Source organism: Trichocoleus sp. ST-U2, assembly GCF_039961875.1.
GTDB lineage: Bacteria > Cyanobacteriota > Cyanobacteriia > Cyanobacteriales > FACHB-T130 > FACHB-T130.
Genome location: NZ_JAMPJY010000002.1, coordinates 197,145 through 221,166 on the forward strand (window position 1 = coordinate 197,145; position 24,022 = coordinate 221,166).

A 24,022-nucleotide genomic window follows, 5' to 3' on the forward strand; every position below is an offset into this window, starting at 1 on the left:
TAGGCAGAGTAGGAAACGCCCAGCCTGTCTAATCCACGTTTCACGCTGCGCTAGCAGTGGCAAAGAACAACTTCTCCAAGTTTTGTGGCTGCATAAATGCTACGTATTGAGGGGCAATCTCCGGGGGTAGCAGTTCAATCAATAGCTTGTTCTCAATCCACAACTCGATCACATCAAAAAACGAGTCCCGGTTACAGCGCAGCACGCGCCAGCCTTCACGGGTGGCAATCTTCTCAATCTGTTCTTGGCTCGTCGGTACAGATATGGCAGCATGGGTAGCTGTAAACGGTGAGTACAAAACGTTTTGAATGAATGCTGCCTGCTCGTAACCTTCACCAGGTATCATTTCGGTACCAACCGGATAAATCTCAATCATCGTCCCGTACTCATCGCCAGCAATAACGATATAACTGCCTGGATTTGGTGGGAATGGGGCAACCTTCCCATTCCATATCTCTGCAAAGACATTGGCGACGTGAAGGGGATTTTCAGCGGGGAGAGAAATGTGGTGAATCATAGAGAATGACTGCTCCTGAAGGAAATCGCTGCAAGAATTTAAATTAGGTACTTCTGAAACATCCATCTGAGTCATTGAAATTTCGCAAACAGCCAGGTTGTTCCCACAAAGTTCACCCGATTGGGTGAGTTTCCATCACCTGATTGCATGACTTAAATCGAGGTGAATCCACTTAAATCTCTCGTGCGCGATCGCTTTCGGGTTGAATTCAGGACTCTTGGAACTGAAAATAAAGCTAATAGTGGCACCGCTCTGTTTCTAAGGGAAATTTCTGGTTGGATAGGGTGCTTTGATAAATCTTTGCGCGATCGCCTTGATCTGAAGCACCATTAACCTTTGACGCCGCTCCCTGCATCTGTCGGCACAATATATCGTTGCAAAAAGAGGAAGACAAGCAGCACTGGAGTAATGGAAATAACAGAACCCGCTGCTACCAGTCGCCAATCCAGGGATAATGCCCCGGCAAGGGTAGCGACACCTAAAGGGAGGGTGTAATATTCGGGTCGGTCGAGGACAATTAAGGGCCAGAGAAAGTCACTCCAAGAACCGATAAAGACAAAAATTGCCAGCGTTACCAGTGCTGGGCGAATTGCTGGAAGCATGACGTGCCACCACAAGCCTAGCTCCGAGCAGCCATCCATCCGAGCCGCTTCTTCTAGTTCTTTGGGCACGCCCTGAAATGCTTGCCGCAGCAAGAAAATCCCGAAGGCAGAGGCGATGCTTGGCAAAATAACACCCAAATAGGTATTTCTCAAACCTAGCTGTACGGTCAAGATGTACAGGGGAATCATCACGATTTGGAACGGAATCATAATCGTGGAGACGACAGCCGCAAAAACCATGTCCCGCCCCCGAAAATCCAGCCGTGCCAAGGGGTAAGCGGCAAGCGAGCAGAATAGCAGATTTAAGCCCACTGTCAGCACTGCCACCAGGGTACTGTTGAACAAATACTGACCAAAGGGATTGGTTTGCCAAACGGTGATGAAGTTCTGGAATGTCGGCTCTTGTGGGACTATCTGGGGTGGGAACTGAAAGATATTTTCAGTGGGAGATTTTAAGGAAGTACTGATGAGCCAAAGTAGAGGAAAAAGCATCACTAGCGCGATCGCTCCCAGGAACCCATACATCCAAAAAGTTTTAACTTTTGAGTTTTGAGTTGTAAAAAGGCGATATATCACGTTTGTTTTTTGAGTTTTGGAATTTATCATTGGGCGACAATAGCTGTTTTCTTTAATTGAAATCAGTCAATAAAAAATAAATAATTATTTCTATTATTGTTAATAATTTATGATGTTTATTTTTGGAAAAAATCTTGCTTTTAATCTAATTAAGTCATATTATAGTAAGAGTATTGGTCTAACCAAATGCTTGTTCTAAGTAGGTGGTTGGAGCGCAGAGGACATTGTCCTCTGCGCGGAAATTAAAAAATAAAAATTGAGAAATTGAGATTTCATCGCATCATCCTCAACCCCGTTTCTGTACAGACGCCCTGCAAAGATTTATCCCAGCTATCAATTGGCAACTCTAGGGAAAAAGCAAAGTCAAAGACAATGCCGATAGTTAATTGGGTTGCCCATTCAGATGAATTGAGCAAGCGATCGTAATAACCACCACCATAACCTAAACGATATCCCCGCACATCACAAGCTACAGATGGCACAAGAATTAAATCTACCTCTGTTGAGTGTAAAACAGGGCTATCTGGGTGCGGTTCAAGAATACCATAGGCACCTTTTTGTAGGGAGTCTCCAGGTTTCCAGAGATGCCAAATAAGACGATCGCCAACACACCGAGGAAATCCCCATTGGCGACGAGCGCTAATGAGAGGGCTAAGGTCAGGTTCTTGTCGAAAACTGAAATAAGCTAAGACCGTTTTGGATTGGGTAAATAGGTGGGAAGATTCCAGGTGGGTACAGATGCGATCGCTCTTTTCTCTCCATTCCTCCATAGGCATCAATTGCCGTGTTTTGAGAAGCGATCGCCTTAATTGCTGTTTATCCACAGGACTTACGCAACTGTCACAAGCACTGGCGCTGCTATGCCGCGCCGTGTACCAAAAAACTAGACAAAACGCATGAAAATATCCGGTCGTTTCAATTGTTGAATTAAATAGTCTGACAAAAGCCCGTATTTAATTTGATAAATAGTTTGACCAGTCTGATAAGCAATATCTTTAAGCCTGAGCCAGACTAAAATAGCACAAGCAATATGATTTCTTTGAATACGAGCTTTGCGACATTGGCAAGATTCAATGCCAGTTAATTGTTTTAATTCTCGGTGAAACTCTTCAACCTTCCAACGAATCTTGCACACCTGTTGTACAACATCCGTGGAATTTTGAGATAAATCGTTAGTAGCGACATAATCCGTTCTGTCGGTAGAGACAGCAACCCGTAAAAGCTTCACTCTTTTGCAACCAGGAAATTTGTTGATTTTAATTACTTTACCGCATTTCAGTGCCGTTTCATTCCAAGATAAGTTTTCAATTTTCTTATAATCTTCATTTCCTGCGGTATCATCAACAAGCCGATTTCGTTTGAGGGGACAATAGTAGTATTTACCTAAATCATCGATATATAACATTATTTTATTCGTTGCATACCAGGAATCCATTAAAACCGTACTAAACGGTAGATTCTTGTATCCCATCAGGTTTTCGAGCATATCCAGCACATGGTCTATCTTAGTTTTTCCGTCTGATGATGGGTTATATATACGGTAATCTATTACCCAAAATTTTCCGCTTTTAGGGTTTACATAAATACAACTTATTAACCCTATGCCTCGGATAACACCATGTTCATTACCGCTATATTGCCAACGAGTTAATTCTATTTCTTCAGAATATCTTTTATCGATAACTGTATCATCAAAAATTAAATAAGCCTTTTCATCTCTCTCAATTAATTCTTTAACATTATCCCAAAGTAGGCTTGGTGTTAATTTTTCGGTCTTTAAATAACGGTTGATTTTATCGTGACTAATTACTGCTAAGTGTTTAGCTAAATTTGTTAATGTATAATTAATTTGACTACTCAGCAAGTACTGGCAATAGTTAAGTTTAGTAAACTTCATCATCTGACGGAATATACACTTAACTTGATTTTCCCATCAAGACTCGTTTTAACTTTTAAGAAAAGTTAACGCCTGTTATCAATCTAAATATTTGCTCTACGCTCAGTAGTAGCTGTTCAAGCGTACGTTTGTACTACTTATGCATTCGCGTTGTGCCAGTTGCGTAAGTTCTGATCCAGTTGATGATCGACTTTGTTCACAAGTCTTATAACTTAAGGTTTGTGGCGAGGGGGTTATCGTCCATCCTTTGACTTGATATCCTGGGGACTTGTTTTGCTTTGCGATCGCTATTTTCGCTCCTGACAACGCAGAAACCCGTTTTGTTCGGCAAAACGGGTTCTTTACACTGGCGAGTTTTTCACGCTTACTCAGCGTGCTGCCGATACCAATCGATCGTGTTCTTCAGCCCTTGCTTGAAGTCCACTTGGGCTGTGAAGCCAAACTCTTGCTTCGCCCGTTCTGTATCTAAACAGCGGCGCGGTTGACCGTTCGGCTTATCGGTTTCCCAGATAATTTCGCCCTGATAGCCCATCAGTTCGCAAATCAGTTCTACCAAATCCTTAATAGAAATTTCATAACCCGTTCCCAAATTGACGGGTTCTGCGCCATTGTAGTCTTGCGTACCCATGACGATACCCAAAGCCGCATCTGTAGAGTAGAGAAACTCGCGAGTGGGACTCCCATCGCCCCATACAGGTAGCTGCTTATCGCCTCTAGCTTGAGCTTCGTGGACTTTGCGAATTAAGGCGGGGATCACGTGGGAACTCTTGGGATCGAAGTTATCTTCCGGGCCGTACAAGTTCACGGGTAACAGGTAAATACCGTTAAAGCCGTACTGCTGCCGGTACGATTGGAGTTGTACCAGTAAAGCTTTCTTCGCAACGCCATAGGGGGCGTTAGTTTCTTCCGGATAGCCATTCCAGAGGTCATCTTCTTTGAATGGTACTGGCGTGAACTTGGGATAAGCGCAGATAGTCCCTACACAAACAAATTTTTGAACCCCTGCTTGATAGGCAGCATGAATCAGTTGAGTGCCCATCATCAGGTTGTCGTAGAATAATTCAGCGGGTTTTACCAGATTCAGACCGATGCCACCGACGTGAGCGGCGAGGTGAATCACGACATCCTGCTGCTCAACGGCGCGTTGACAGTGTTCTAAGGAGCGGAGATCGTACTCGCGCGATCGCGGTATCGTAATCTTGTTTTGATCGGCTCCGGCTTTACACAACCGATCTACGACCTGACGCCCCAAAAAACCAGCTCCGCCAGTGACGAGAATCCGTTTATCGCTTAAATCTAAACTAGCCATATCTCTTGCCATCCTCCACTGGATTCAGGATATCTCCAAAAATTGATGAGTGATGAGTTAATGAAAAACTCATCACTCATCACTCAGTAGGGCGCGGGGATCGCTCTTGCCCCTACAAGTCAAAACGACTTAATCGTGCATACTACCTACATTCTGGCGAATCGTGGCAAGATCCAGAGGCGAGTGCGAACCATTGCCATTCGGACAATTCAAGCCCAAAGCTTGCATATCCGCTTCTACCATCAAGCGAACTAATTCTTCAAAGGTAACCGAGGGTTTCCAACCCAGCTTTTGGTACGCCTTCGTGGGATCGCCAATCAGTAAATCTACTTCCGCTGGGCGCAAATAGCGTTCGTCAAACTCTACGTAGTCTTTCCAATCTAGATTGACGTGTTCAAAGGCAATATCTAGGAATTGACGAATGGAGTAAGTTTCTCCTGTGGCTACAACGTAATCATCCGCTTCCTGTTGCTGTAGCATCAGCCACATTGCTCTTACATAGTCTTTTGCGTAGCCCCAATCCCGCTTGGAATCGAGATTACCCAGGTAGATTTTTTTCTGCTTCCCGGCAACAATGCGAGCGATCGCTCTGGTAATTTTGCGCGTTACAAACGTCTCGCCTCTCCGTGGACTTTCGTGGTTGAAGAGTATCCCGTTACACGCAAACAGGCCGTAGGATTCCCGGTAATTCACCGTCTGCCAGTGAGCGTAAAGCTTCGCACAAGCATAAGGACTGCGAGGATAAAACGGTGTGGTTTCCTTCTGAGGCACTTCTTGTACCTTACCAAACATCTCAGAAGAACCCGCCTGATAAAACCGTACCTCAATGCCAGTACGTTGTTGGTAGTCCCGAATCGCTTCCAAAAGGCGTAGCGTCCCCATCCCAACCGCATCAACCGTGTATTCCGGCGAGTCAAAACTAACGCGGACGTGGGATTGGGCACCTAAATTATAAATTTCTACCGGCTGGACTTGTTCTAAAATCCGGCGTAGCGTTGTGCCATCGGTTAAATCGCCATAGTGCAGAAACAACCGCACACCCTCTTTGTGAGGGTCTTCATACATATAATCGATCCGGTCTGTATTAAATGTAGAAGTTCGGCGAATGATCCCGTGAACTTCATAGCCTTGCTCAAGCAAAAATTCGCTCAAGTAAGAACCGTCTTGTCCCGTAATGCCCGTAATTAGCGCTCGCTTGCGTTGCGTCATACTTAGTATTCCCTATAGCCTGTGACGAAACAATCGTCTTAACAGTAACTGGTAATTATCCTGTAAGCTTTCTCTCGCTAACATTGCAGCAAGAGTCACTTGCACCCAAATTTATGAAAAATCCCTCTGTAAGTAGAGGAAATCCTTAATTCACTCCTTACGTTAACGCAAAATCTCTGGCGCAACATCAGGAATATACGTAGATTCTGCTAAGCCTCGGCAATAAGACTTACGTATTTCGACGGTGGACTAAATGTTGAGCAAAGAAGAGGGGAAAAGCTTCTTGCAAGAGTACCTACAGTACCTGTTGCATAAATTCTGAGCGACACAAATTAATTAATCGCCATTACAACAACCAATTTATCTAAACTCTGAAATTAGACATGAAGAGTTTACCTGCTGTAGAGGCAAGCGTAACTCCCAGCGCTGTACTAACTCATCAAATGATGAACGACAAAATACTACAGCTCTCTCTACACAAGGAGGAAAGCTGTAGGAGCCGTTGTTCAAAGAACTTGACTTGAGTTATAGATTGCCGAACATTAGCTATGTTTCAGTAGGCACCATTGTCTTTGGGGGAAACGACAACGCCAATTGTTTTTACAACTAGCCACAAATCTAGCCAGAAATTCCTGGCATTGACGTAATAGACATCTATCTGGACTCGGCGCGGATAAGGGATGTCATTGCGCCCAGAAACTTGCCATAATCCGGTGATTCCAGGTCGAATCGTCAGCACTTTGTCAATGTGATGCCCGTATTTTGACAACTCCTCGGCAACGAGAGGTCTTGGCCCAACAACGCTCATGTCCCCTTTTAGAACGTTCCAGAATTGGGGAAACTCATCCAGGCTAGTCACCCGTAGGAATTTACCAATCCATGTAATTCGAGGGTCGTCTTTGAGTTTGAAATTATCCTCGAATTCCTGACGCAGATGGGGTGAGGTTGCCATCATTTGCACCAACACTTCGTCTGCATTTGGCACCATCGTTCTGAATTTGAGACAGCCAAAAGGCTGATGATTTTTCCCGATTCGTTCCTGGACATAAAAAATGGGACCTCGTGTGCTCAGAGCAATCAGCAAGGCCAACAGCAGGTAAACCGGAGAAAACAAAATCAAAACCGACAGTGAAAACAGAACATCAAAACATCGCTTAGCGAAATCTCGGTCTAGACGCTGTAGGGGGAGGTCTCGCTGTTTGCTCAAACCTCTGGGCCTACCTGTCGGCGCGAGTGGTTGAAAACCTCGCTTCACGAACGCCCACAACATCTTGCCGGAGATAAGTTGGCTTTCGGCAGTCATCTTACTCCTTCACTTCACACCACACAGTCCCGATCATAAAGCCACAAGACGCCTGAAGACAGCTAATGGAGTCCCAGAAAGTAGAATTTGGTCATTAGTCATGGGTCATTGGTCATTAGTCATGGGTTTTTAGCAATCGGCTAAAGAGCATGACTGATGATTAGGGACGAATGGCTGAGGATGACTGAAATTCTTGATAACAGCTCTCTAGAAAGGCTAGATAGCGCTTCTGGAAAGTTTGAGGGGCGAACTGAGAAGCGCGGACTCTAGCAATCTCCGGATTAAATAATCCTTGCGATGCTTCAAAGGTTTTTACCGCTTCTATCAAAGCCGCTTCTGTTTGGGCTGGAAAAAATAAGCCAGTCCCCTGGGTCGGGTGTTCCCGAATATCCAGAACGGTTTCTAATGCCCCACCAGCACCATAGGCGATCGCAGGAGTGCCACAAGCTTGGGCTTCTACCAACGCCATGCCAAAGTCTTCACAGGCTGCATATACAAATGCTTTTGCTTGAGCCATATACTGCTCAACAACATCATCTGGTTGTGACCCTAGCACTTTTACATTGGGTTTCGCTAGCTGGCGCATTTCGTCAAGTTCCGGCCCCGTGCCAATCACCACAAGCGGGCGTCCCAGTTGGTTAAAAGATCGGACAATTAAAGATACTTGCTTGTAACTCACCAGCCGGGAAACGGTGAGGTAAAAATCTTCTTTCTGGGGCTGAAAGGAAAACCGCTCGATATTGACGGGTGGATAAATGACTTCTGCTTGCCGCCGATAGCAGCGCCAGATGCGACGTGCGGTGTGTTGGGAGTTGGCGATGAAATAATCAACGCGGTTTGCGGAGAGTACATCCCACTGACGCAGTTGATGGAGTAGATACCGAGTCAGGATGCCTGGGAGACCCCGTCCTAGTCGGCTACTGTCTAAGTAATCAAAAGTTAAATCCCAGGCGTAGCGCATGGGCGTATGGCAGTAGCAGATATGCAGTTGTTGCGGGCTGGTGAGGACTCCTTTGGCGACAGCGTGGGCAGAGGAGAGAATGACGTCATAGTCGCGTAAGTCTAGCTGTTCAATCGCTAGTGGTAGTAGAGGGAGATATTTTTGGACGCCACTGCGGGCTTTCGGGAAGTGTTGCAGGAATGTGGTGCCAATGGGGCGATTGAAGAGATAACTTTCGGGATTGGTGGATTCAAAGTCAATTAGGGCATAGAGGTCGGCATCAATGTGCTTGAGGATTTCCCGGACAACAAGTTCTGACCCGCCAGTAGCTTGGGGGGTCAACCATTCATGGACGAGGGCATACTTTAATGACAAAGCTGACTTCACAGTTGCGCGTACTTAAGGGCTGAGTGTAAATTTTACTCACTCCTCAGCCAGCGATCGCTAGCTCAAGAGCGATCGCTGTAGACTCTAAGTGCATTACCGCACTTTTGCACGCCTGACACTGGATTACAGGGAATTAAAAATAGACTTCCTAGAACTTAGCTTAGAAAAATAGCCTGATTCTTCTCTTCTACTACTTTTTTGAGCTTTAGAGAGCGAGTGGAAATCGCAGGCAGCTTTTGGTTAACTTCCACAGTAACTGTTTATCCCGTTTACTAAATTTTTTTCTGGATTATAGGATTTCTGCAATTTTTTAAATCCAGCGTCAACTGCGGGAAAATCCCTTTTTTTGAGAGCTGAAACATATTCGCGAGTTGCCTTACTACTCTCTCGATACATTCTAATAAAATCAGCTTGAAACTTTTTAAGCTTTGGATCGTTGACGCTAATATTTTTCATTTTTTGAGCTGATTTATCCCAAATCTCGGCTGTTTTAGCTAGCGCTTCTGGAGAGCTATTCTGACCTCCATTGGTAACGGTTTTGGTTTCATTCACCGTTTCGTTGGTAATCTTGAATATCTTTTGACACTGAGTGATTTTACTTTCGGTGCAACTGACGATCGAGAAACTGACGGCGGCAGTCACGGGAAGGATGACAGCGTACCAACGAAGAAAGTGCATGAAAACTCTCCTGATGAGTTGATGGGTACTTCCACTTTATTTCCCTAGGATTGACAGCCAATCGGGATACGATGGCAAACCAGAGACCGAGATTAAGATTCGGTCTCTTCCGTTGCTTCGATGGCATCCACAAGGCGTTGTAAAGCTTCTGTTAGCTGCATCAACCGCACAAGAGAATCATCTTGGGTTTCTGCCAAGGTTTGCACCGCATCGCTTAAGGCAAAAATTTGATAGTGCTGCTGTTGGACTTGATGCCCCTGTTCTTGTACTTGAATGGTCAGGGCATCCACTCGGTCAGCAAGGCGGTTAATTGTCTCATTAGTGGCAATTACTGCCTCCCTAAGATTTCCCTGTTGTTGTACTTGAATTGTGAGAGCATCTACTCGCTCGCCAAGACGGTCAATTGTGTCAGCGCTGGCAAGTACTGCCTCTGCAATTTGTTCAACAATCGATTCTAAACGACCTAATCTAACTTCCACTCCAGAATTATCCATGACGATGCTGATGCCATTGCCAAGCGTCAGCAACGATTTTACTCAGGTCTGCGTATTGCGGACACCAACCGAGGATTTTTTTTGCTTTATCGCTGCTGCCGACTAAAATAGGGGCGTCCCCGGCACGGCGATCGCGTTCTACTGCTTTGATCTCCCGCCCCGTGACCGCTTTGGCTGTCTCAATCACTTCTCTGACTGAGAAACCGTTGCCATTGCCTAAGTTAAAGACATCGCTCGTTCCCCCTTCCAGGAGATACCCTAGCCCTAAAACGTGAGCATCTGCTAAGTCGCTGACGTGGATGTAGTCCCGAATTCCGGTGCCATCTGGGGTCGGGTAATCGGTGCCGAGAATGAAGATAGATTCCCGTTTGCCCAAAGCTGTCTGAAGTACTAGGGGAATCAGGTGCGTCTCTGGCTCGTGATCCTCACCGAGTAAGCCATCGGGATTCGCACCAGAAGCATTGAAATAGCGGAACGCCACGGACTTTAAATCGTAGGCAATATCAAAATCTGCCAGAATTTTCTCTACCATCCACTTACTCGTCGCGTAAGGACTGAGGGGATTTTGGGGATGGTGTTCGGTCATGGGAACTTCCTGGGGCATCCCGTAGATGGCGCAAGTGGAAGAAAAGACAAATTTCTTCACGTTTGCTGCCACCATTGCTTCTAGCAGTGTCAAAGTGCCAACGACGTTGTTCTGGTAGTATTTGGCGGGATCGGTGACGGACTCTCCCACCGCAATATAGGCGGCAAAGTGCATAACTGCCGCAATGTTGCGAGTGGCAAAGAGTTGGTCGAGGAGAGCGCGATCGCTCATATCTCCCACTACCAGTTCTACTTTGAGTACATTTTCCACCAATTCCCGATGTCCGTACACCAGGTTATCTAATACCACTACCCCATAGCCTGCCTTGATCAGCGCCAGTACGGCATGGGTTCCAATATATCCAGCTCCACCCGTCACCAGAATGGTTGGTTTGACTTGCGACACGTTCAATACCTTCTCAAACTTTGAATCAGTGCTTTATAAGGATAGCTAACTGAGGGCAATGCGTTGTCCTCGGTAAGAGAGCTTGTGTTCCTTATAAATACTTTCCTTCACCAAACTAGCGATCGCATACCTCTTTCGTCGGAAAATCGCACAGAAACGCGGAAGCATCCCCATTTCTGTGCGATTCAAAATTATATCTTAGAGATTTTTGCGGCTGAGCTTACAAACCAGCGCTTTAGCGACATTGATTACTTTTGAGGAACTGCGCGATCGCTTTGTTGTCGGGGAACAAACAGGGTTTTAGAGCTTGCCGGTGGTTGATTGCGGCGATCGCGGTGTTCTTGACAGCGAGGCAACCTGTGTAAAAGTGGCAGCTTTTCATCTTCGAGACTCTCTACCGTACACAAAATCGGTCTTTGATTTTCTGCACCCGCTACTGGTACAGGTGAGAGTGTATTTCCTTGAAAGTCTGTCACAATTTCTGTCTTGGGTTGGTTCCCAGGTTCCGGTTGGGGATTTGAACTGGGTATGGGGGTAGGAGTTGGCGCAGGACTTGGCACGGGAGTTGGCGCAGGACTTGGTGCAGGAATTGGCGCGGGAATTGGCGGTGGAGGAGTGGTATTGATCGTAATATTGCCCTGAACAGTTCCACCGGGGAAAGATTCGGGGGGCGATATTGTCGAAGTGCCCGTGGTGATGGCTTGGGCAGTTCCATTCGTCGTGGGATCGCCAACAACAAATGGAGTCGAGGGGACTGGAACTCCCCCGTGATGATTGATATTAATGGCTCCACCCCCGCCCGTTCCTGTCGTGTTAATGCTGGGGTTGTTGTAGGTAAAAGTAACGAACTTATTATCAACGGTGAGATTCTGTCCCGCCGCGATAGTTACATTACCGCCAGTGCCACTGCCAAGACTCTGAGCATCGATGATTTTGGCGGCGATATCATTACCAGCAATCAGCGTAATGTCACCGCCATTGCCAGAGGAAGAGCAAGAATTGCACTTAGAACTGGAATCTATGGTTTCAGTCTTGATATTGCCTCCGGCGCTAATTGCGATCGCGCCGCCAGTCCCAGAAGCAGCCGTGCCAAAGTTATCAGAAGAGGAAAAGATATCTCCGGTTGTAATATTTCCCGATGGGGCGCTGAGGGTAATTGCACCTGCATTACCAGGGCGATTACGAGAGTCTAAATTGTAAACTTGATTAACTGGATCGGCGGCATTAATAGAACCGCTGGTGCTGCTAATACTTATATTTCCACCAGACGACTGAATGGTTTGAACATTAATATCACCCGGTGCCGACAAGGTAACATTTAAAGGTTCCGCTGGTCCCAATAAATCATCAGATTTAATGGTTCCTGCAACTGTAATCGTTCCAGCTGAGGTAGGAGATTTCACAAAGGTTGTGTAGGAGGGATTTGCGCCTGCATCGTCAAAATATTCGGGAGGGGCACCCGGAAAGGGTTCGGCGAAGGGTACGTTATCAGTTGTCCCAGTCGCACCTGCTTGTAAAATCAGGGCACGACTATTAGGATCTACCTCTGGATCGATCGCATTAATGACGATATCTCCACTAATCGTAATTTTTCCGGCTGCGATTATCTTCAGGGAAGCACCCGTATAAGAATCAAGCATGACATCGCCATCAGACGTAATGATGGGGTCATAAATACTTTGAAACTTGCCGCCAGCTCCCGATAAGTTGAGAATTGAGAAATTCCCCCCTGCTGAATAGTGAGCATCTCCAGAAATCACTCCATCACTGATTAAACTGAGATTGCCGCCACTTTGAAAGGGTGTTTCTGGGTGATTCAGTGCCAAAATATCAACCGCTTGATTGCCTTGAACAGTGAGATTCCCTCCCGCCTTTGCCACAAAAGGAGTCGCGACGCTATCCCGCACTCGCACGGTATCTTTTGCCAGCAAATTCATATCCCCAGATGTCTGTATCTGGCTTTCAACCAGAGTCAAATTATGGTTGGCTGAAAGTGTAGCTGTTCCCGCATTGAGCTGACGGACTACCACATCCCCCGCTTCTACTTTGATACCAGACCCCGTTAGTTCCACCTCTCCATTGCTATTTGTAGTAAGTCCAGTGGCATTTCCCGCTTTGCTACCTGTTAGTAGCTGAGGTAGAGAGGAAACTGTTCCGGTTGAAGACTGACTAGCATCAGGAGAAATTGGTTGAATTTCTAAGCTTAGTAATTGTCCCGGTTGACTAATTCGGACTGTATTCTGTCCGGGTACTGCTGCCACAATCAGTTTACCGCCCGGTGCTGACAGAGTTCCCTGGCTAACAACAGTGCCACCCAGCAAGGTAAGATTTTGCCCTTCTTTAACTGCTAGTTCTCCAGAGTTGACAATAGCACTCGGTTGAGAAGTATTAAACGAATAACTGCTAGGCGTTCCCGTTAAGGTTGCGTAATTATTATCACCGCTAGCATTAAAAGAATTAGAGCCAAAACCAATCCCTGTGGCACTGGTTGCGGTAAAGCTTCCCGGCACATCCAATCTGGCATTGGCACCAAATATAATCCCCGATGGATTCATCAGGTATAAATTAGAATTTCCTCCGCTGACTTTAATTAAGCCATCAATTGTAGAGGGATCTCCACCCACTACTCTGCCTAAAATATTTTCAATTTTGGGATTAGAAATAAAGTTAGCTATTTGGTCTGCATTGAGGTTAAATTGCTCAAAGCTGTGGAAAAGGTTTGCTCCATCACCAGACAGTTTTCCTCCGCCGATATTGATTGTATTGCCTTCAGGAGCGGCAATTGTGCCCGTACCGTCTTGAGCTGGAACAATCGTTTCTGCCTGTGCCGGTTTCACAGCGATCGCTGGTGCAACGGCAAGTAAGCTAAGCAATACGCCAGAACTTTCAAAAGCTGATTTCATCTGGTGTTAACCCATTGGGGTCATGATTTATCCTGCTCCTCATTACCAGGATTGATAGAACTATCAGGATCTCAAACAGGCTTCATTAATAAATAAATAAAATATTTCTAAAAGCGAATTTTATTAAACTCTATTTGTGTAAATATAGGGATAAAAATACTTTTATCTTGTACGCACAAATACGAATCAATAGCTAATTCTACGGTTAACTATAATTTCTATTTTTAAATAAAAACATATTTGTATTTTGGCAATGCTTTAATACTACAAAACCTGTGTAAATTTACTGAAAATCGAAAATTTTTCCGGATTGATAGCTATAACAAAGAACTATTTAACAAGGCTTGTTGTAAAGTGATTTTGCAAAGTGCAAGCTACGTATATTCGCGGAGGATTGAAATTCTTAGTTTTGGTAAAGACTCTATTTTTGGTTACAAATTATTCCTCGATCCGAGACTGCTGGATTTATTAGGAACCCGATAAATGTTGAATTTGTCAAATATCTGGGTTGTTAGCTCAGCTTCTAACCTTTCTGAGTTCCAACCTTTTTTTGCAATTGCACAGTATTCTACGCCCAAAAATAAGTAAGCTCATTTGGTCATGCAATTGCAAACAATAAATCTCTTCTAATATTGAATAATGAGGTTTTTGGTATGAAACAACCACTCTATTTCTTAACTCTCGCTTTCTGTGTTGCCTTAACGATTTCCTCACATCAAAAAGCTGAGGCGGCTGGAACTGTCGGGAACGGAACCGCTGCAAGTTGTACTGAAGCTGCTTTAGATACTGCTTTAGTAGGTGGGGGGACTGTAACCTTTAATTGTGGTTCTAGTCCGCATACGATTGTAGTGAAAGAAAAGGTACTTTCCGCGAATACAGTAATCGACGGACGAAGTGTAGTAACTCTCAGCGGAAATGGAACTAATCGGATTTTTTCCACTGATAGCCTTGTTCAATTGACCCTGAAAAACCTTACCATTGCCAATGGCTTTAGTACCGAAAATGGTGGTGGCGTTTATAGCGGCTACCGAGGTAAGTTAGTCGTGCTTAACTGTACCTTTAATAACAATAAATCAACAATGCCGGGAGAGGCGGGAGGGGGTGCAATCTATAGTAAGAGTGAAAGTACAATTATTATAGATAAAAGCACTTTTACCGGAAACCAAGCCAGCCTTGGCGGTGCAATCTATGACCTACTCAGCGATTTAACTGTAACGAATAGCACGTTCACGGGAAATAGCGCTGGAATTGTGGCTCCTGGCGGGGCTGGTGGCGCTATCTATAATGATGGTGCGAATGGTAATCTAGGTAAAATTATTCTCCGGAATAATACCTTCACAAACAATATTGCTACCAATCAAGGTGGGGCTTTTTTTAACCAACTTTATAATAGCAATACGACAACTATCGAAAACAATACCTTCTCTGGTAACAACGTTACAGGTACTGGAGATAAAGGATTTGGAGGGGCTATTTTTGTGGTTGGTGGCACCACGACTGCCCCTAATTACACTGCTGGAACAAACAGCACTATTTTTGTAGTAAGAAATACTACCTTTTCTAACAACATTTCTGCGAATCAAGGCGGAGGACTTTGGACGGGAAATGACGTAAGCGCAGAAGTTTCTAATACTACTTTTTCAGGCAATCGTGCTGTGACTCCAGATGCGAAAGGGGGTCTAGGCGGCGCAATCATGAGAACCAGTGGCAAGATGACCCTCAATAATGTCACGATTGCTAACAATTATGCTGGGTTTATGGGGGCTGGTATTTTTGGCAGCAGTCCAGATATAACGCTGAAAAATACAATTATCGCGAATAATAAGGCGGATAATGGCGGGAATACCTGGAATATTAAGCAGAATTGTTCTGACGAAATGACTAATGGCGGCAACAATATTCAATTTCCCGCCAAAAACCCGAACGACCCCACCGACAAAAACTGCGCGGTTGGCATCACTATTGTTGAACCGATGCTAGGGGCACTTTCTGCAACTGGTGGTTTGACTCAGACTCTACCCTTATTAGCAGGTAGTCCAGCGATTAATACAGGAAATAATGCAACTTGCTTAGCAACCGATCAACGGGGTGTTGCCAGACCGCAAGGAGGTGTTTGTGATATCGGAGCATTTGAAGCAAAATGAGCGGATGGGTAATTGGTAACAGGATGTAATTTACCAATTACCGATTCTTTTCAAACTATCTGGTGCCCGGAGCAAACAAGAAGAAGGCAAAGGGCTTTTTTCTTCTTCTTGTTTTTGGCTCCTGTATTTTTATGTCTAAGCTTTGACATTTGGGGATTGTTACTCAATAGTTAGCGCAACAAGTGCAAGACTAGGAGATGGTCAAAGGTACTGCTCTTTCCTAGTCAACATCATGCTAGATACGCTGGATTTAGATCTTTGCCTCGATAAAAATATCTATGAGTCTCAGATTGAGACGTTAATGCGTCAAGTGCGATCGCTCCAAAAGGCTTGCTGGGACAAAAAGCTACCCATGATTGTCGTGCTGGAAGGTTGGGCGGCAGCGGGGAAAGGTGCTTTAGTCAAGAAAATGGTCAATTACATGGACCCGCGAGGGTTTACGGTTCACCCGATTTGGCCTCCCAACCAGGAAGAGCAACAATACCCTTTTTTGTGGCGCTTCTGGCGGAGACTGCCAGTCAAGGGCAGTATTGGGATTTTTTATCATAGCTGGTACACCCATGTTTTAGAAGACCGGCTGTTTGCACGAATCGAGGACTCAGAAATCCCAAGCGTGATGGCCCAGATAAACGCCTTTGAGCGCCAACTGGTGGATGATGGAAATGCGATCGCTAAATTCTGGATTCATCTAAGCCGCAAAGAATTAAAGCACCGACTCAAAGAATATGCCAAAGATCCGTTAGACGCTTGGCGAGTGCGTCCGGAAGACTGGAAACAAGAGAAACACTACGGTAAATATGTAGATTATGCCGAAGAAATGCTCGTCCAAACCAGCACTGGCTCCGCCCCCTGGACATTAGTGGAGGGCAACTGCCAACGCTGGGCGCAGGTCAAAGTCCTCACCCAATTCGCTGCCACTCTTACAGAAGCCCTCGACCGACTTCACATTCGGACGCCTATCACCCCTGTACCCCCTCAAAAACACCTCAACCCAGCAGAGCCGGATCTCTTAGCGCAAGTCGATCTCAATCTTGCTCTCTCCAGGGATGAGTACAAAAAGCAGTTACGCGATGCCCAAGTAGAACTGCTGAAGCTTCAAATGAAGATTCACAAACATCAAGTGCCCGTCTTGGTGCTGTTTGAAGGTTGGGATGCGGCTGGGAAAGGAGGAGCCATCAAACGCTTAACCGATGTCCTCGACCCCCGCAGTTATGCCGTTCATCCCTTCGCAGCACCTACGGATGAAGAGAAAGCGCATCACTACCTCTGGCGGTTCTGGCGGTGGTTGCCAACAGCAGGGACAATTGGAATTGATGACCGCAGCTGGTACGGGCGAGTGTTAGTAGAGCGTGTTGAAGGTTTTGCCACAGAACTGGAATGGCGCAGAGCCTACCAGGAAATCAATGAGTTTGAGAGCCAACTGACGAATGCAGGCTACGTTTTGGTCAAGTTCTGGCTGCATATTAGTCCTGAAGAACAGTATCAGCGATTCATATCGCGTCAGAATGACCCCTTTAAAGAATACAAACTCACCGCCGAAGATTGGCGAAATCGGGACAATTGGGCTTTCTATGAAGTGGCAGTCAATCAAGCAATTCAGCGGACGAACACTCCTAACGCTCCCTGGACAATTGTTGCTGCGAATGATAAATACTATGCCCGTGTTAAGGTAATTCAAACCGTAACCGAGGCAATTCGGGCAAAATTGAAACGTCAATAAGAGGCAATCGGTAATCGCTGGTGAATAGTCGTTACCAATTACCCATTACCAATTACCCATTACCAATTACCTACTATGTTTTTACTACTAACGCGGGTTCTGCTGTGGCTGCTGATTGGCACCTTAGTCTACTTTTTGTTAGTGCGATGGATTCCCAAACAATATCTCGCTTGGTTGGGCGGGCTGCTGTTGTTTGTCATCATGGTGATGGCGTTTTACAACCCCAATGAAAGGTTGGTATCGAGTGCCTGGAACATTCTTTCGTTTCCGCTCAAACCGTTGGGGTTGTCGATTATGCTTTTGTTGTTCGCCATCGGCGGAGTGAAAAAGAATGCGCTAACAGGCGTAGCTTGGAACCAACTTAGGATAGCCTTCTTCGTTTTGTTGTTGTCTAGTTTGCCAATCGTTGCCTACTGGCTGGCTCAGCAAGCGGAAGTGGAGGCGATTCAACTGGAGCAACGACGCCAACTGATTTGTCAAACTCAATGTCCGGCTGATATTACGCCGACCGGCTCTCAAATTGTGGGGGCGATTGTGGTGCTGGGGCGAGGGACGACACAACCCAATCTTCCCTACCGGACGCAGATTCAATTAACTGATACAGGCGATCGCATTCTATACTCTGCTCAGCTGTATCAAGAACAGCTACGGAGCGGTAATGACCCCTTAGTGATTGTCAGTGCAGGACCTAGAGCGGAGCTGACAGGAAATCAAGATAGTGTTAACGAGGCTAACGATGTCGCGGCGCTGCTGGTCAGGATGGGTGTACCCCGCAACCGAATTGTGATTGAACCGCGTGGGGTTGATCTCCGCACCAGTGCGGTCAGAGTTGAGGAAATCTTGAGGCAGCGCGGTATTCGATCGCGCCGGATTATTCTCGTTGCCTCCGGCTTAAATATTCGCCGTGCCAACCTTACGTTTGCCAATTTGGGCGTCACGGTCATTCCCAGAGCTACAGATTTCTTTACCTTTCAAAGTGGGGCAACGCCTGCCCGACGCATCACCGTCACGGATTTCGTTCCCACCGTGGAAGCGCTAGTCACGACAACGCGAGTGGTAGAAGAATATCTCACTTTCATCTACTACTTCTTACGCGGCTGGTTGACACCCCTCGTTTTATAGAAGCAGCACGAGCGCCAATTCGTCTACGATGGTTTGGGATTGGATGTTAGGCGAAAGCTTCTTGCAGGTTGCAAGAAAGTTTTTTGTCTGTTGCCTTTTCTCAGTTTTTAATCCTCAGTCCTCACAGAATGGCTCACTCTCGGCTGCAAAAATTGGGTGCTTATCTGCGTCCCCACTGGCGACAGGCTACCTTAGGCGTTATCGCGCTGTTTGTTGTGAATGCAGTGGGCGTTTATATCCCTTTGCTGATTCGAGATAGCGTTGACGAACTCCGCCAAGCGTTCGACTTCGCTCAAATCTGGAAGTATGTAGCGCTAATCCTGATTCTGGCTTCGGCAATGTGGGTAGTGCGGATGGCCTCGCGCATCTTGCTGTTTGGAGTCGGGCGACAAGTAGAATTTGACCTGAAACAAAAGATTTTTCAGCATCTACTCACTCTGGAACCGTCTTATTTTGCAAGCAACACTGCTGGAGATTTGATTAACCGGGCGACTAGCGATGTGGATAATATCCGGCGTCTGCTGGGATTTGCCGTATTGAGTTTGGCGAATACAGTTTTTGCCTACGGACTGACATTGCCGGTGATGCTGTCGATTAATTTGAAGCTGAGTCTGCTGGCGATCGCAGTCTATCCGTTTATGCTGATCGCTGTGCAGCTATTTAGCGATCGCCTACGGAACGAACAGCTGGTGTTGCAAGAGGAACTCTCCAGCATCAGCCAATTGATTCAAGAGGATATGAGCGGGATTGGTCTGATCAAAATCTACGCTCAGGAGGAGAACGAACGCCGCGCCTTCTCCCGGTTAAATAATCGCCTGTTGCAAGCCAATATCCAATTAGCAAAGACCAGAAATGTCTTGTTTCCAATCATTCAAGGCATGGCTTTTATCAGCTTACTGATATTGCTATGGGTTGGAGCGCGGTCAATTGTGGCAGGTGCGATCACAATTGGCGATTTTCTGGCATTAATTCTCTATACTGAACGATTAGTTTTCCCCACCGCTTTACTGGGTTTTACGATTACTGCCTACCAACGAGGTGAGGTGAGTATCGACCGCATTGAGTCAATTCTGATGGCAGAAGCCAAAATTAAAGATTCTCCGAATGCACTCGCATTACCCGTTGAAAAAGTAAGCGGTAAATTAACAGCGCGTCAACTCAGTTATACGTTTCCGGGAGCCGAAACTCCCGCGCTTAAGAATGTTAGCTTTACGATTGAACCAGGGGAAACCGTGGCGATTGTGGGACCAATTGGCTCCGGAAAATCGACACTTGCCAATGCCTTGCCGCGATTAGTGGATATTCCAAGCGATAGTTTGTTCGTAGATGGCAATGATATTACGCAGATCAAATTGCCCGATTTGCGCGGAGCGATCGCTTATGTCCCTCAAGACAGTTTTCTGTTCAGCACTACCATCAAAAACAACATTCGCTACGGCAATCCTCTGAGCGAACAGACAGAGATTATTAATGCTGCTAAGCAAGCGCAAATTCACCCGGAAATTCTCAATTTTCCCCAGCAATACGAAACCGTTGTGGGTGAGCGCGGCATTACCCTCTCAGGGGGACAGCGACAACGGACGGCTCTCGCCCGTGCTTTGCTGATGGATTCCCCGATTCTGATTTTGGATGATGCTCTCTCCAGCGTTGATAATCAAACTGCCACAGCCATTTTGAATAATCTTTCGGAAGGCATCCAGCGCAAAACGGTTATTTTTATCTCTCACCAATTGTCTGCGGCTGCAACTGCCGATCGCATTTTTGTGATGGATCGAGGTCAAATTGTGCAGTCTGGGACTCATGCCGAACTTTTGCAACAACCTGGACTTTACCGTTCGCTTTGGAACCAGCACGAGCTAAAGGAAATCCTCAGCTAATTTTAGTAGCACTCAAGTAGCGATCGCTATTTGAGTTTCTTGAGGTAATGCAATTTGATTCGTCGGGTTGGATGGTACTTCGGAAACCCTGGGTGTAAAGAACATTAAAGCCGAACCCAGCAGACAATTAACGCACATTTTTCCGATTCCTCCTCAAATAAAGCGGCTCTTGGAGTCATCTGTTTGAGGTTCATTTTACCCATACTTTTTAAAATGCCAGCACTGAAGTGATATGATTGCCCTACTCAATCGGTTCTGGTGGGGAGCAGCCACCAGAGGTAACGGGGAAAGTTCGGTGTAAAACCGTCGCTGTCCCGCAGCTGTAATGAGATCCGTCGTTTTGGTCTCTCAGCCAGAATACCCGCCAAGAGAAATTGATTTGCGAAATCTGCGAGGTACAGAATATGTCTAAAGATAGACGCTTTGCTTTCTTAAATCTGATGCAAAGCCGAACAGTAATTGTATTTTTGGTTTTAATTAGCACTTTCCTATGCGCCCAGCAGGCGATCGCTCACCATCCAATGGGTGGCAAGCCGCCGTCTAATTTATTTGAAGGGTTCTTTTCAGGGCTAGCCCACCCCTTAATTGGACTGGATCATTTTGCGTTCGTGGTGGCGATTGGTTTACTGGCGGTTGGGCAAGTGCGGGGCGCGTTCATCCCAGCCGGGTTTGTATTGGCAGCACTGGCGGGAACTGGGATTCATTTACTCAATCTAGATTTACCGGCATCTGAGATAGCGATCGCCGGTTCCGTGATTGTCTTTGGGGCGCTGCTGCTAACGCCAAACAAACCAAACTGGATGGTTCTTATAGCGCTGGGAGCGCTTGCTGGTTTATTTCACGGCTATGCTTATGGCGAGGCAATCGTCGGTGCTGGTATGACACCGCTTGTTGCTTACCTTCTGGGTTTCACTTTCATTCAATATGGCGTTGCCTTGGTTGCCATGCTGATTGGCAATGCAGTGAGCCGGAAATCTGCCACTCAACCTTTATCCTGGCAGCGATTTGCCGGTTTGGTTATCTGCTCGATTGGAGTGGTTTTCTTAAGTAATTCCGTCCTCGGTTAATGATAATCTCGCGCAAAGGTGCAAAGACGCTAACAGAAACTTTGCGTCTTTGCGCGAAATTTGAAAGGAAATTATCCTGATTGTGCAACACCAAAATTTAAGTGTGAAACGGCACGGTTACTAGCGGCAGAAACCCTAGTAGTATCCAATGCCAAAGCCATATGCTGGGTGAAGCTGACTCCTCTGATGGTGCCAGAAGCGCTTCGATTCTCTCCTCTAAACGGTTTCGAGGGGCAACGGCACTGAACGCTGCACAGAAACTTTCAGACTGTACTGGCGAGACACTCACCACCAATAGCAGAGATTCTGCTAACAACAAGGGATCTACCTGTTGCGCCGCCCATCGATCCGCACGAAGTTCCCGCAATAGTAAAAGTTCTTGCCACAAAGCTTCTGTATTCGGCAACCAAGCAGTTATCTGGCGCACCCAGCCCAGCCAGAAAAACCAAAATGTATCTCGATAATAGTAATGCGCTTGTTCGTGGGCGAGAACTGCTTCTAGATGATCTCGATCGAGGGTTTCTAACAATCCCTGACTGACGACTAATTCAGGCTGCCAGAAACCAATTTGGGCGCTAAATAGAACGCTGGCATTGAGAAGGCGACCCAATTTACCTTCAAGCTCGATTTGGGGATAAGTGCGTGTCTGTTGTACCGAACGCCATCCTTCATGTGCCAGCTTTAGACATAAAATTCCGGCAACGCCTAAAAATCCCCAGGCGAAGGAGTAACTGAACCATCCGGCTTGCAGTCCTCCCATTTTTCCGTCTGCACCCATACAAATAACCGCGATCGCTGTCACGATCAATAGCAGCGGCGGAAACAAAAATAACCCAAAGGATCGTTGCCAGCGTTGCGTCCAAGTTCCTGATGGCTCTAACCCTGTGCATCTCAGACACCACGCCAATCCTAACGCCGTCAGAATCATCGCTAGATGCATGATTTTCCCTCCTCTCTCGCTTTGCGTGCGGATTGAAGACGAAGCGCGATCGCTTCTATTTGCTCTACGCTAGCGCTATCTAGGCTATCTGCAAAGGCGGCGACGACATCCGGGTTCCCCACTGCCAAAAACTGGTGTAACTGTTCGTGAGCTTTAATGACTTGCGCTTCTTCCCGCGATACCAAAGGTTGCCAGCAAAAGCTTCGTTCTTGTTTATCGCAAGCTAGCCAACCTTTTTGGGTCAGGCGACGCAGCACCGTTGTTACTGAAGTATAAGCTAACTCCCGGTCTGGGTCAGCCAGAATGCGATCGTGTACATCCTTAACGGTGGCAGAGCCGAGTTCCCAGACGATATTTAAAATCTCCGCTTCTAAAGGGCCAAGAGAAAGTTGTTTGGGACGGTAGTTAGGTAGAGGAACCATACATCTGAACTTTGTGCCTTGTGCAATCTCTGAATAAGCTTACACTCCAGACTTGCACTCTTGTTCAAGTTTGACAGCTTGTCTTTTGACGGCAACAACGACTCAACTCAAAATAATGGGGTTGCATCCCAGTCAGAGCAAAATCTACTGACATTGAGCCTGCGTAGGCAGGCTTTGTTTGTGTAGCCACAGACTGACAGCCTGTGAGCAATTGGCTACTAAATGACGGGTGTTACGCAGTGCTTTCTCAACATCTATGTTCTCAACGTCTATGTTATGAGTCGCCTTTCCCGCAAGATTGTCATCTTCAGCATTATCTTCAGCATTGTAATGGCACTGCTGAATTCGCCGTCGATGGCTCAAGCTCAGCCATTACAAATCACGCTAATGGCGAGTACCGATACAGCTCAAATGAGTGCTGAAGGCTTCTTCAAGCGCGGAGTTTACGAGGTATTGAGCGGAGATTACCCTGAAGCGATCGCTGATTTAAACCAAGCAATTCGGCTCAATCCCGATAATGCTCAAGCTTACACGAATCAAGGTCTTGCCCGCGCTGCCCTCGGAGATACGCAAGGAGCGATCGCTGACTTTAGCCAAGCAATTGAGATCGACCCCAGCCTCGCTTTAGCTTACTATAATCGGGGTTTTGTCCGCTCCCAACTACAAGATTATCCGGGAGCAATAGAAGACTTTAGCCAAGCGATTGAACTCAATCCTCAGGATGGCGATGCCTATCACTGTCGCTGTCTCATTCACTACACGCTGGGAGATAAGCAGGGAGTGAGAGCAGATTTTGAGAAAGCCACCGATCTCTATCTACAACAAGGGAAACGACAACAATATCAAAGTTTACTACAAGAAATTAAAGAGCTTCATTCGTCAAGTCATTTTCTGGTTTCTTAATCATTTGTTACCTTGAATCAT

23 protein-coding genes and 1 riboswitch are annotated in these 24,022 nt (G+C 46.2%); of the genes, 7 read left to right on the top strand and 16 right to left on the bottom strand.

Translation table 11 applies throughout. From position 1 onward, the window contains the following. Positions 1-40: 40 nt before the first annotated feature. From NC996_RS02185 to NC996_RS02225, 9 genes are all read right to left on the bottom strand, one after another. Complete coding sequence (locus tag NC996_RS02185) at positions 41-517, bottom strand: hypothetical protein (RefSeq protein WP_190535420.1); 477 nt, start codon at positions 515-517, stop codon at positions 41-43. A 329-nt stretch (positions 518-846) separates the two neighbouring features. Continuing rightward, positions 847-1,644: a carbohydrate ABC transporter permease gene (locus NC996_RS02190; RefSeq protein WP_242030340.1), complete on the bottom strand. Its 798-nt coding sequence runs from the start codon at positions 1,642-1,644 to the stop codon at positions 847-849. Between the two features lie 323 nt (positions 1,645-1,967). Then, entirely contained in the window at positions 1,968-2,519 is a 552-nt protein-coding gene (locus NC996_RS02195; protein ID WP_190685762.1) for a 5-formyltetrahydrofolate cyclo-ligase, read from the bottom strand. A 59-nt stretch (positions 2,520-2,578) separates the two neighbouring features. Then, complete coding sequence (locus NC996_RS02200; RefSeq protein WP_190685887.1) at positions 2,579-3,592, bottom strand: transposase; 1,014 nt, start codon at positions 3,590-3,592, stop codon at positions 2,579-2,581. 364 nt (positions 3,593-3,956) lie between these two features. Next, on the bottom strand, positions 3,957-4,901 hold the full coding sequence (locus NC996_RS02205; RefSeq protein ID WP_190530363.1) for a GDP-L-fucose synthase: 945 nt from the start codon (positions 4,899-4,901) through the stop codon (positions 3,957-3,959). A 129-nt stretch (positions 4,902-5,030) separates the two neighbouring features. Further along, on the bottom strand, positions 5,031-6,110 hold the full coding sequence (gene gmd, locus NC996_RS02210) for a GDP-mannose 4,6-dehydratase (RefSeq protein ID WP_190685764.1): 1,080 nt from the start codon (positions 6,108-6,110) through the stop codon (positions 5,031-5,033). Between the two features lie 553 nt (positions 6,111-6,663). After that, positions 6,664-7,413, bottom strand: a complete 750-nt coding sequence (locus tag NC996_RS02215; protein ID WP_190432811.1) for a sugar transferase — start codon at positions 7,411-7,413, stop codon at positions 6,664-6,666. A gap of 160 nt (positions 7,414-7,573) precedes the next feature. Further along, positions 7,574-8,728: a glycosyltransferase gene (locus NC996_RS02220; protein WP_190432838.1), complete on the bottom strand. Its 1,155-nt coding sequence runs from the start codon at positions 8,726-8,728 to the stop codon at positions 7,574-7,576. Between the two features lie 252 nt (positions 8,729-8,980). Beyond that, entirely contained in the window at positions 8,981-9,292 is a 312-nt protein-coding gene (locus NC996_RS02225) for a hypothetical protein (protein WP_190410682.1), read from the bottom strand. Positions 9,293-9,319: 27 nt separating this feature from the next. Between NC996_RS02225 and NC996_RS02230 the strand changes: the two genes are divergently transcribed. Then, positions 9,320-9,466 (top strand): hypothetical protein, encoded by a 147-nt coding sequence (locus NC996_RS02230; protein WP_190685767.1) that lies wholly within the window; start codon positions 9,320-9,322, stop codon positions 9,464-9,466. Positions 9,467-9,510: 44 nt separating this feature from the next. Here NC996_RS02230 and NC996_RS02235 read toward each other — a convergent pair whose 3' ends face one another. From NC996_RS02235 to NC996_RS02250, 4 genes are read right to left on the bottom strand one after another with little or no spacing between them, the layout of a single operon-like run. Continuing rightward, positions 9,511-9,912 (bottom strand): hypothetical protein, encoded by a 402-nt coding sequence (locus NC996_RS02235; protein ID WP_190410684.1) that lies wholly within the window; start codon positions 9,910-9,912, stop codon positions 9,511-9,513. Next, complete coding sequence (gene galE / locus NC996_RS02240) at positions 9,905-10,903, bottom strand: UDP-glucose 4-epimerase GalE (protein ID WP_190685770.1); 999 nt, start codon at positions 10,901-10,903, stop codon at positions 9,905-9,907. The genes NC996_RS02235 and galE overlap by 8 nt, the downstream gene beginning before the upstream one ends. Positions 10,904-10,948: 45 nt before the next feature. Continuing rightward, positions 10,949-11,092 (bottom strand): hypothetical protein, encoded by a 144-nt coding sequence (locus NC996_RS02245; RefSeq protein ID WP_190410686.1) that lies wholly within the window; start codon positions 11,090-11,092, stop codon positions 10,949-10,951. 59 nt (positions 11,093-11,151) lie between these two features. Next, complete coding sequence (locus NC996_RS02250; protein ID WP_190685773.1) at positions 11,152-13,806, bottom strand: filamentous hemagglutinin N-terminal domain-containing protein; 2,655 nt, start codon at positions 13,804-13,806, stop codon at positions 11,152-11,154. 653 nt (positions 13,807-14,459) lie between these two features. Between NC996_RS02250 and NC996_RS02255 the strand changes: the two genes are divergently transcribed. The 4 genes from NC996_RS02255 (at position 14,460) to NC996_RS02270 (ending at position 20,669) form a co-directional block, all read left to right on the top strand. Continuing rightward, on the top strand, positions 14,460-15,950 hold the full coding sequence (locus NC996_RS02255) for a right-handed parallel beta-helix repeat-containing protein (protein WP_190685775.1): 1,491 nt from the start codon (positions 14,460-14,462) through the stop codon (positions 15,948-15,950). Between the two features lie 232 nt (positions 15,951-16,182). Continuing rightward, positions 16,183-17,670, top strand: a complete 1,488-nt coding sequence (pap, locus tag NC996_RS02260; protein WP_190685778.1) for a polyphosphate:AMP phosphotransferase — start codon at positions 16,183-16,185, stop codon at positions 17,668-17,670. Positions 17,671-17,745: 75 nt separating this feature from the next. After that, positions 17,746-18,792, top strand: coding sequence for a YdcF family protein (locus tag NC996_RS02265; RefSeq protein WP_190410690.1), 1,047 nt, complete (start codon positions 17,746-17,748; stop codon positions 18,790-18,792). Between the two features lie 128 nt (positions 18,793-18,920). Then, positions 18,921-20,669, top strand: coding sequence for an ABC transporter ATP-binding protein (locus tag NC996_RS02270; RefSeq protein WP_190685890.1), 1,749 nt, complete (start codon positions 18,921-18,923; stop codon positions 20,667-20,669). Positions 20,670-20,681: 12 nt separating this feature from the next. Here the strand turns inward: NC996_RS02270 and NC996_RS02275 are convergent, their stop codons facing one another. Then, positions 20,682-20,807 (bottom strand): hypothetical protein, encoded by a 126-nt coding sequence (locus tag NC996_RS02275; protein ID WP_277878954.1) that lies wholly within the window; start codon positions 20,805-20,807, stop codon positions 20,682-20,684. A 95-nt stretch (positions 20,808-20,902) separates the two neighbouring features. Continuing rightward, positions 20,903-21,053: riboswitch (cobalamin riboswitch) on the top strand. 20 nt (positions 21,054-21,073) lie between these two features. Here NC996_RS02275 and NC996_RS02280 point away from each other — a divergent pair. Then, on the top strand, positions 21,074-21,736 hold the full coding sequence (locus NC996_RS02280) for a HupE/UreJ family protein (protein WP_190685781.1): 663 nt from the start codon (positions 21,074-21,076) through the stop codon (positions 21,734-21,736). 97 nt (positions 21,737-21,833) lie between these two features. On the opposite strand, the gene NC996_RS02285 is transcribed toward NC996_RS02280, so the two are convergent. Together NC996_RS02285 and NC996_RS02290 are read right to left on the bottom strand one after the other, a co-directional pair. Next, entirely contained in the window at positions 21,834-22,676 is an 843-nt protein-coding gene (locus NC996_RS02285; RefSeq protein ID WP_190685783.1) for a M56 family metallopeptidase, read from the bottom strand. Then, a complete protein-coding gene (locus tag NC996_RS02290) occupies positions 22,667-23,098 on the bottom strand; it encodes a BlaI/MecI/CopY family transcriptional regulator (RefSeq protein WP_190410694.1) in 432 nt (143 codons plus the stop codon). The genes NC996_RS02285 and NC996_RS02290 overlap by 10 nt, the downstream gene beginning before the upstream one ends. 222 nt (positions 23,099-23,320) lie before the next feature. On the opposite strand from NC996_RS02290, the gene NC996_RS02295 reads away from it, so the two are divergent. After that, positions 23,321-24,001: a tetratricopeptide repeat protein gene (locus NC996_RS02295; RefSeq protein WP_190535441.1), complete on the top strand. Its 681-nt coding sequence runs from the start codon at positions 23,321-23,323 to the stop codon at positions 23,999-24,001. Positions 24,002-24,022 lie beyond the last annotated feature (21 nt).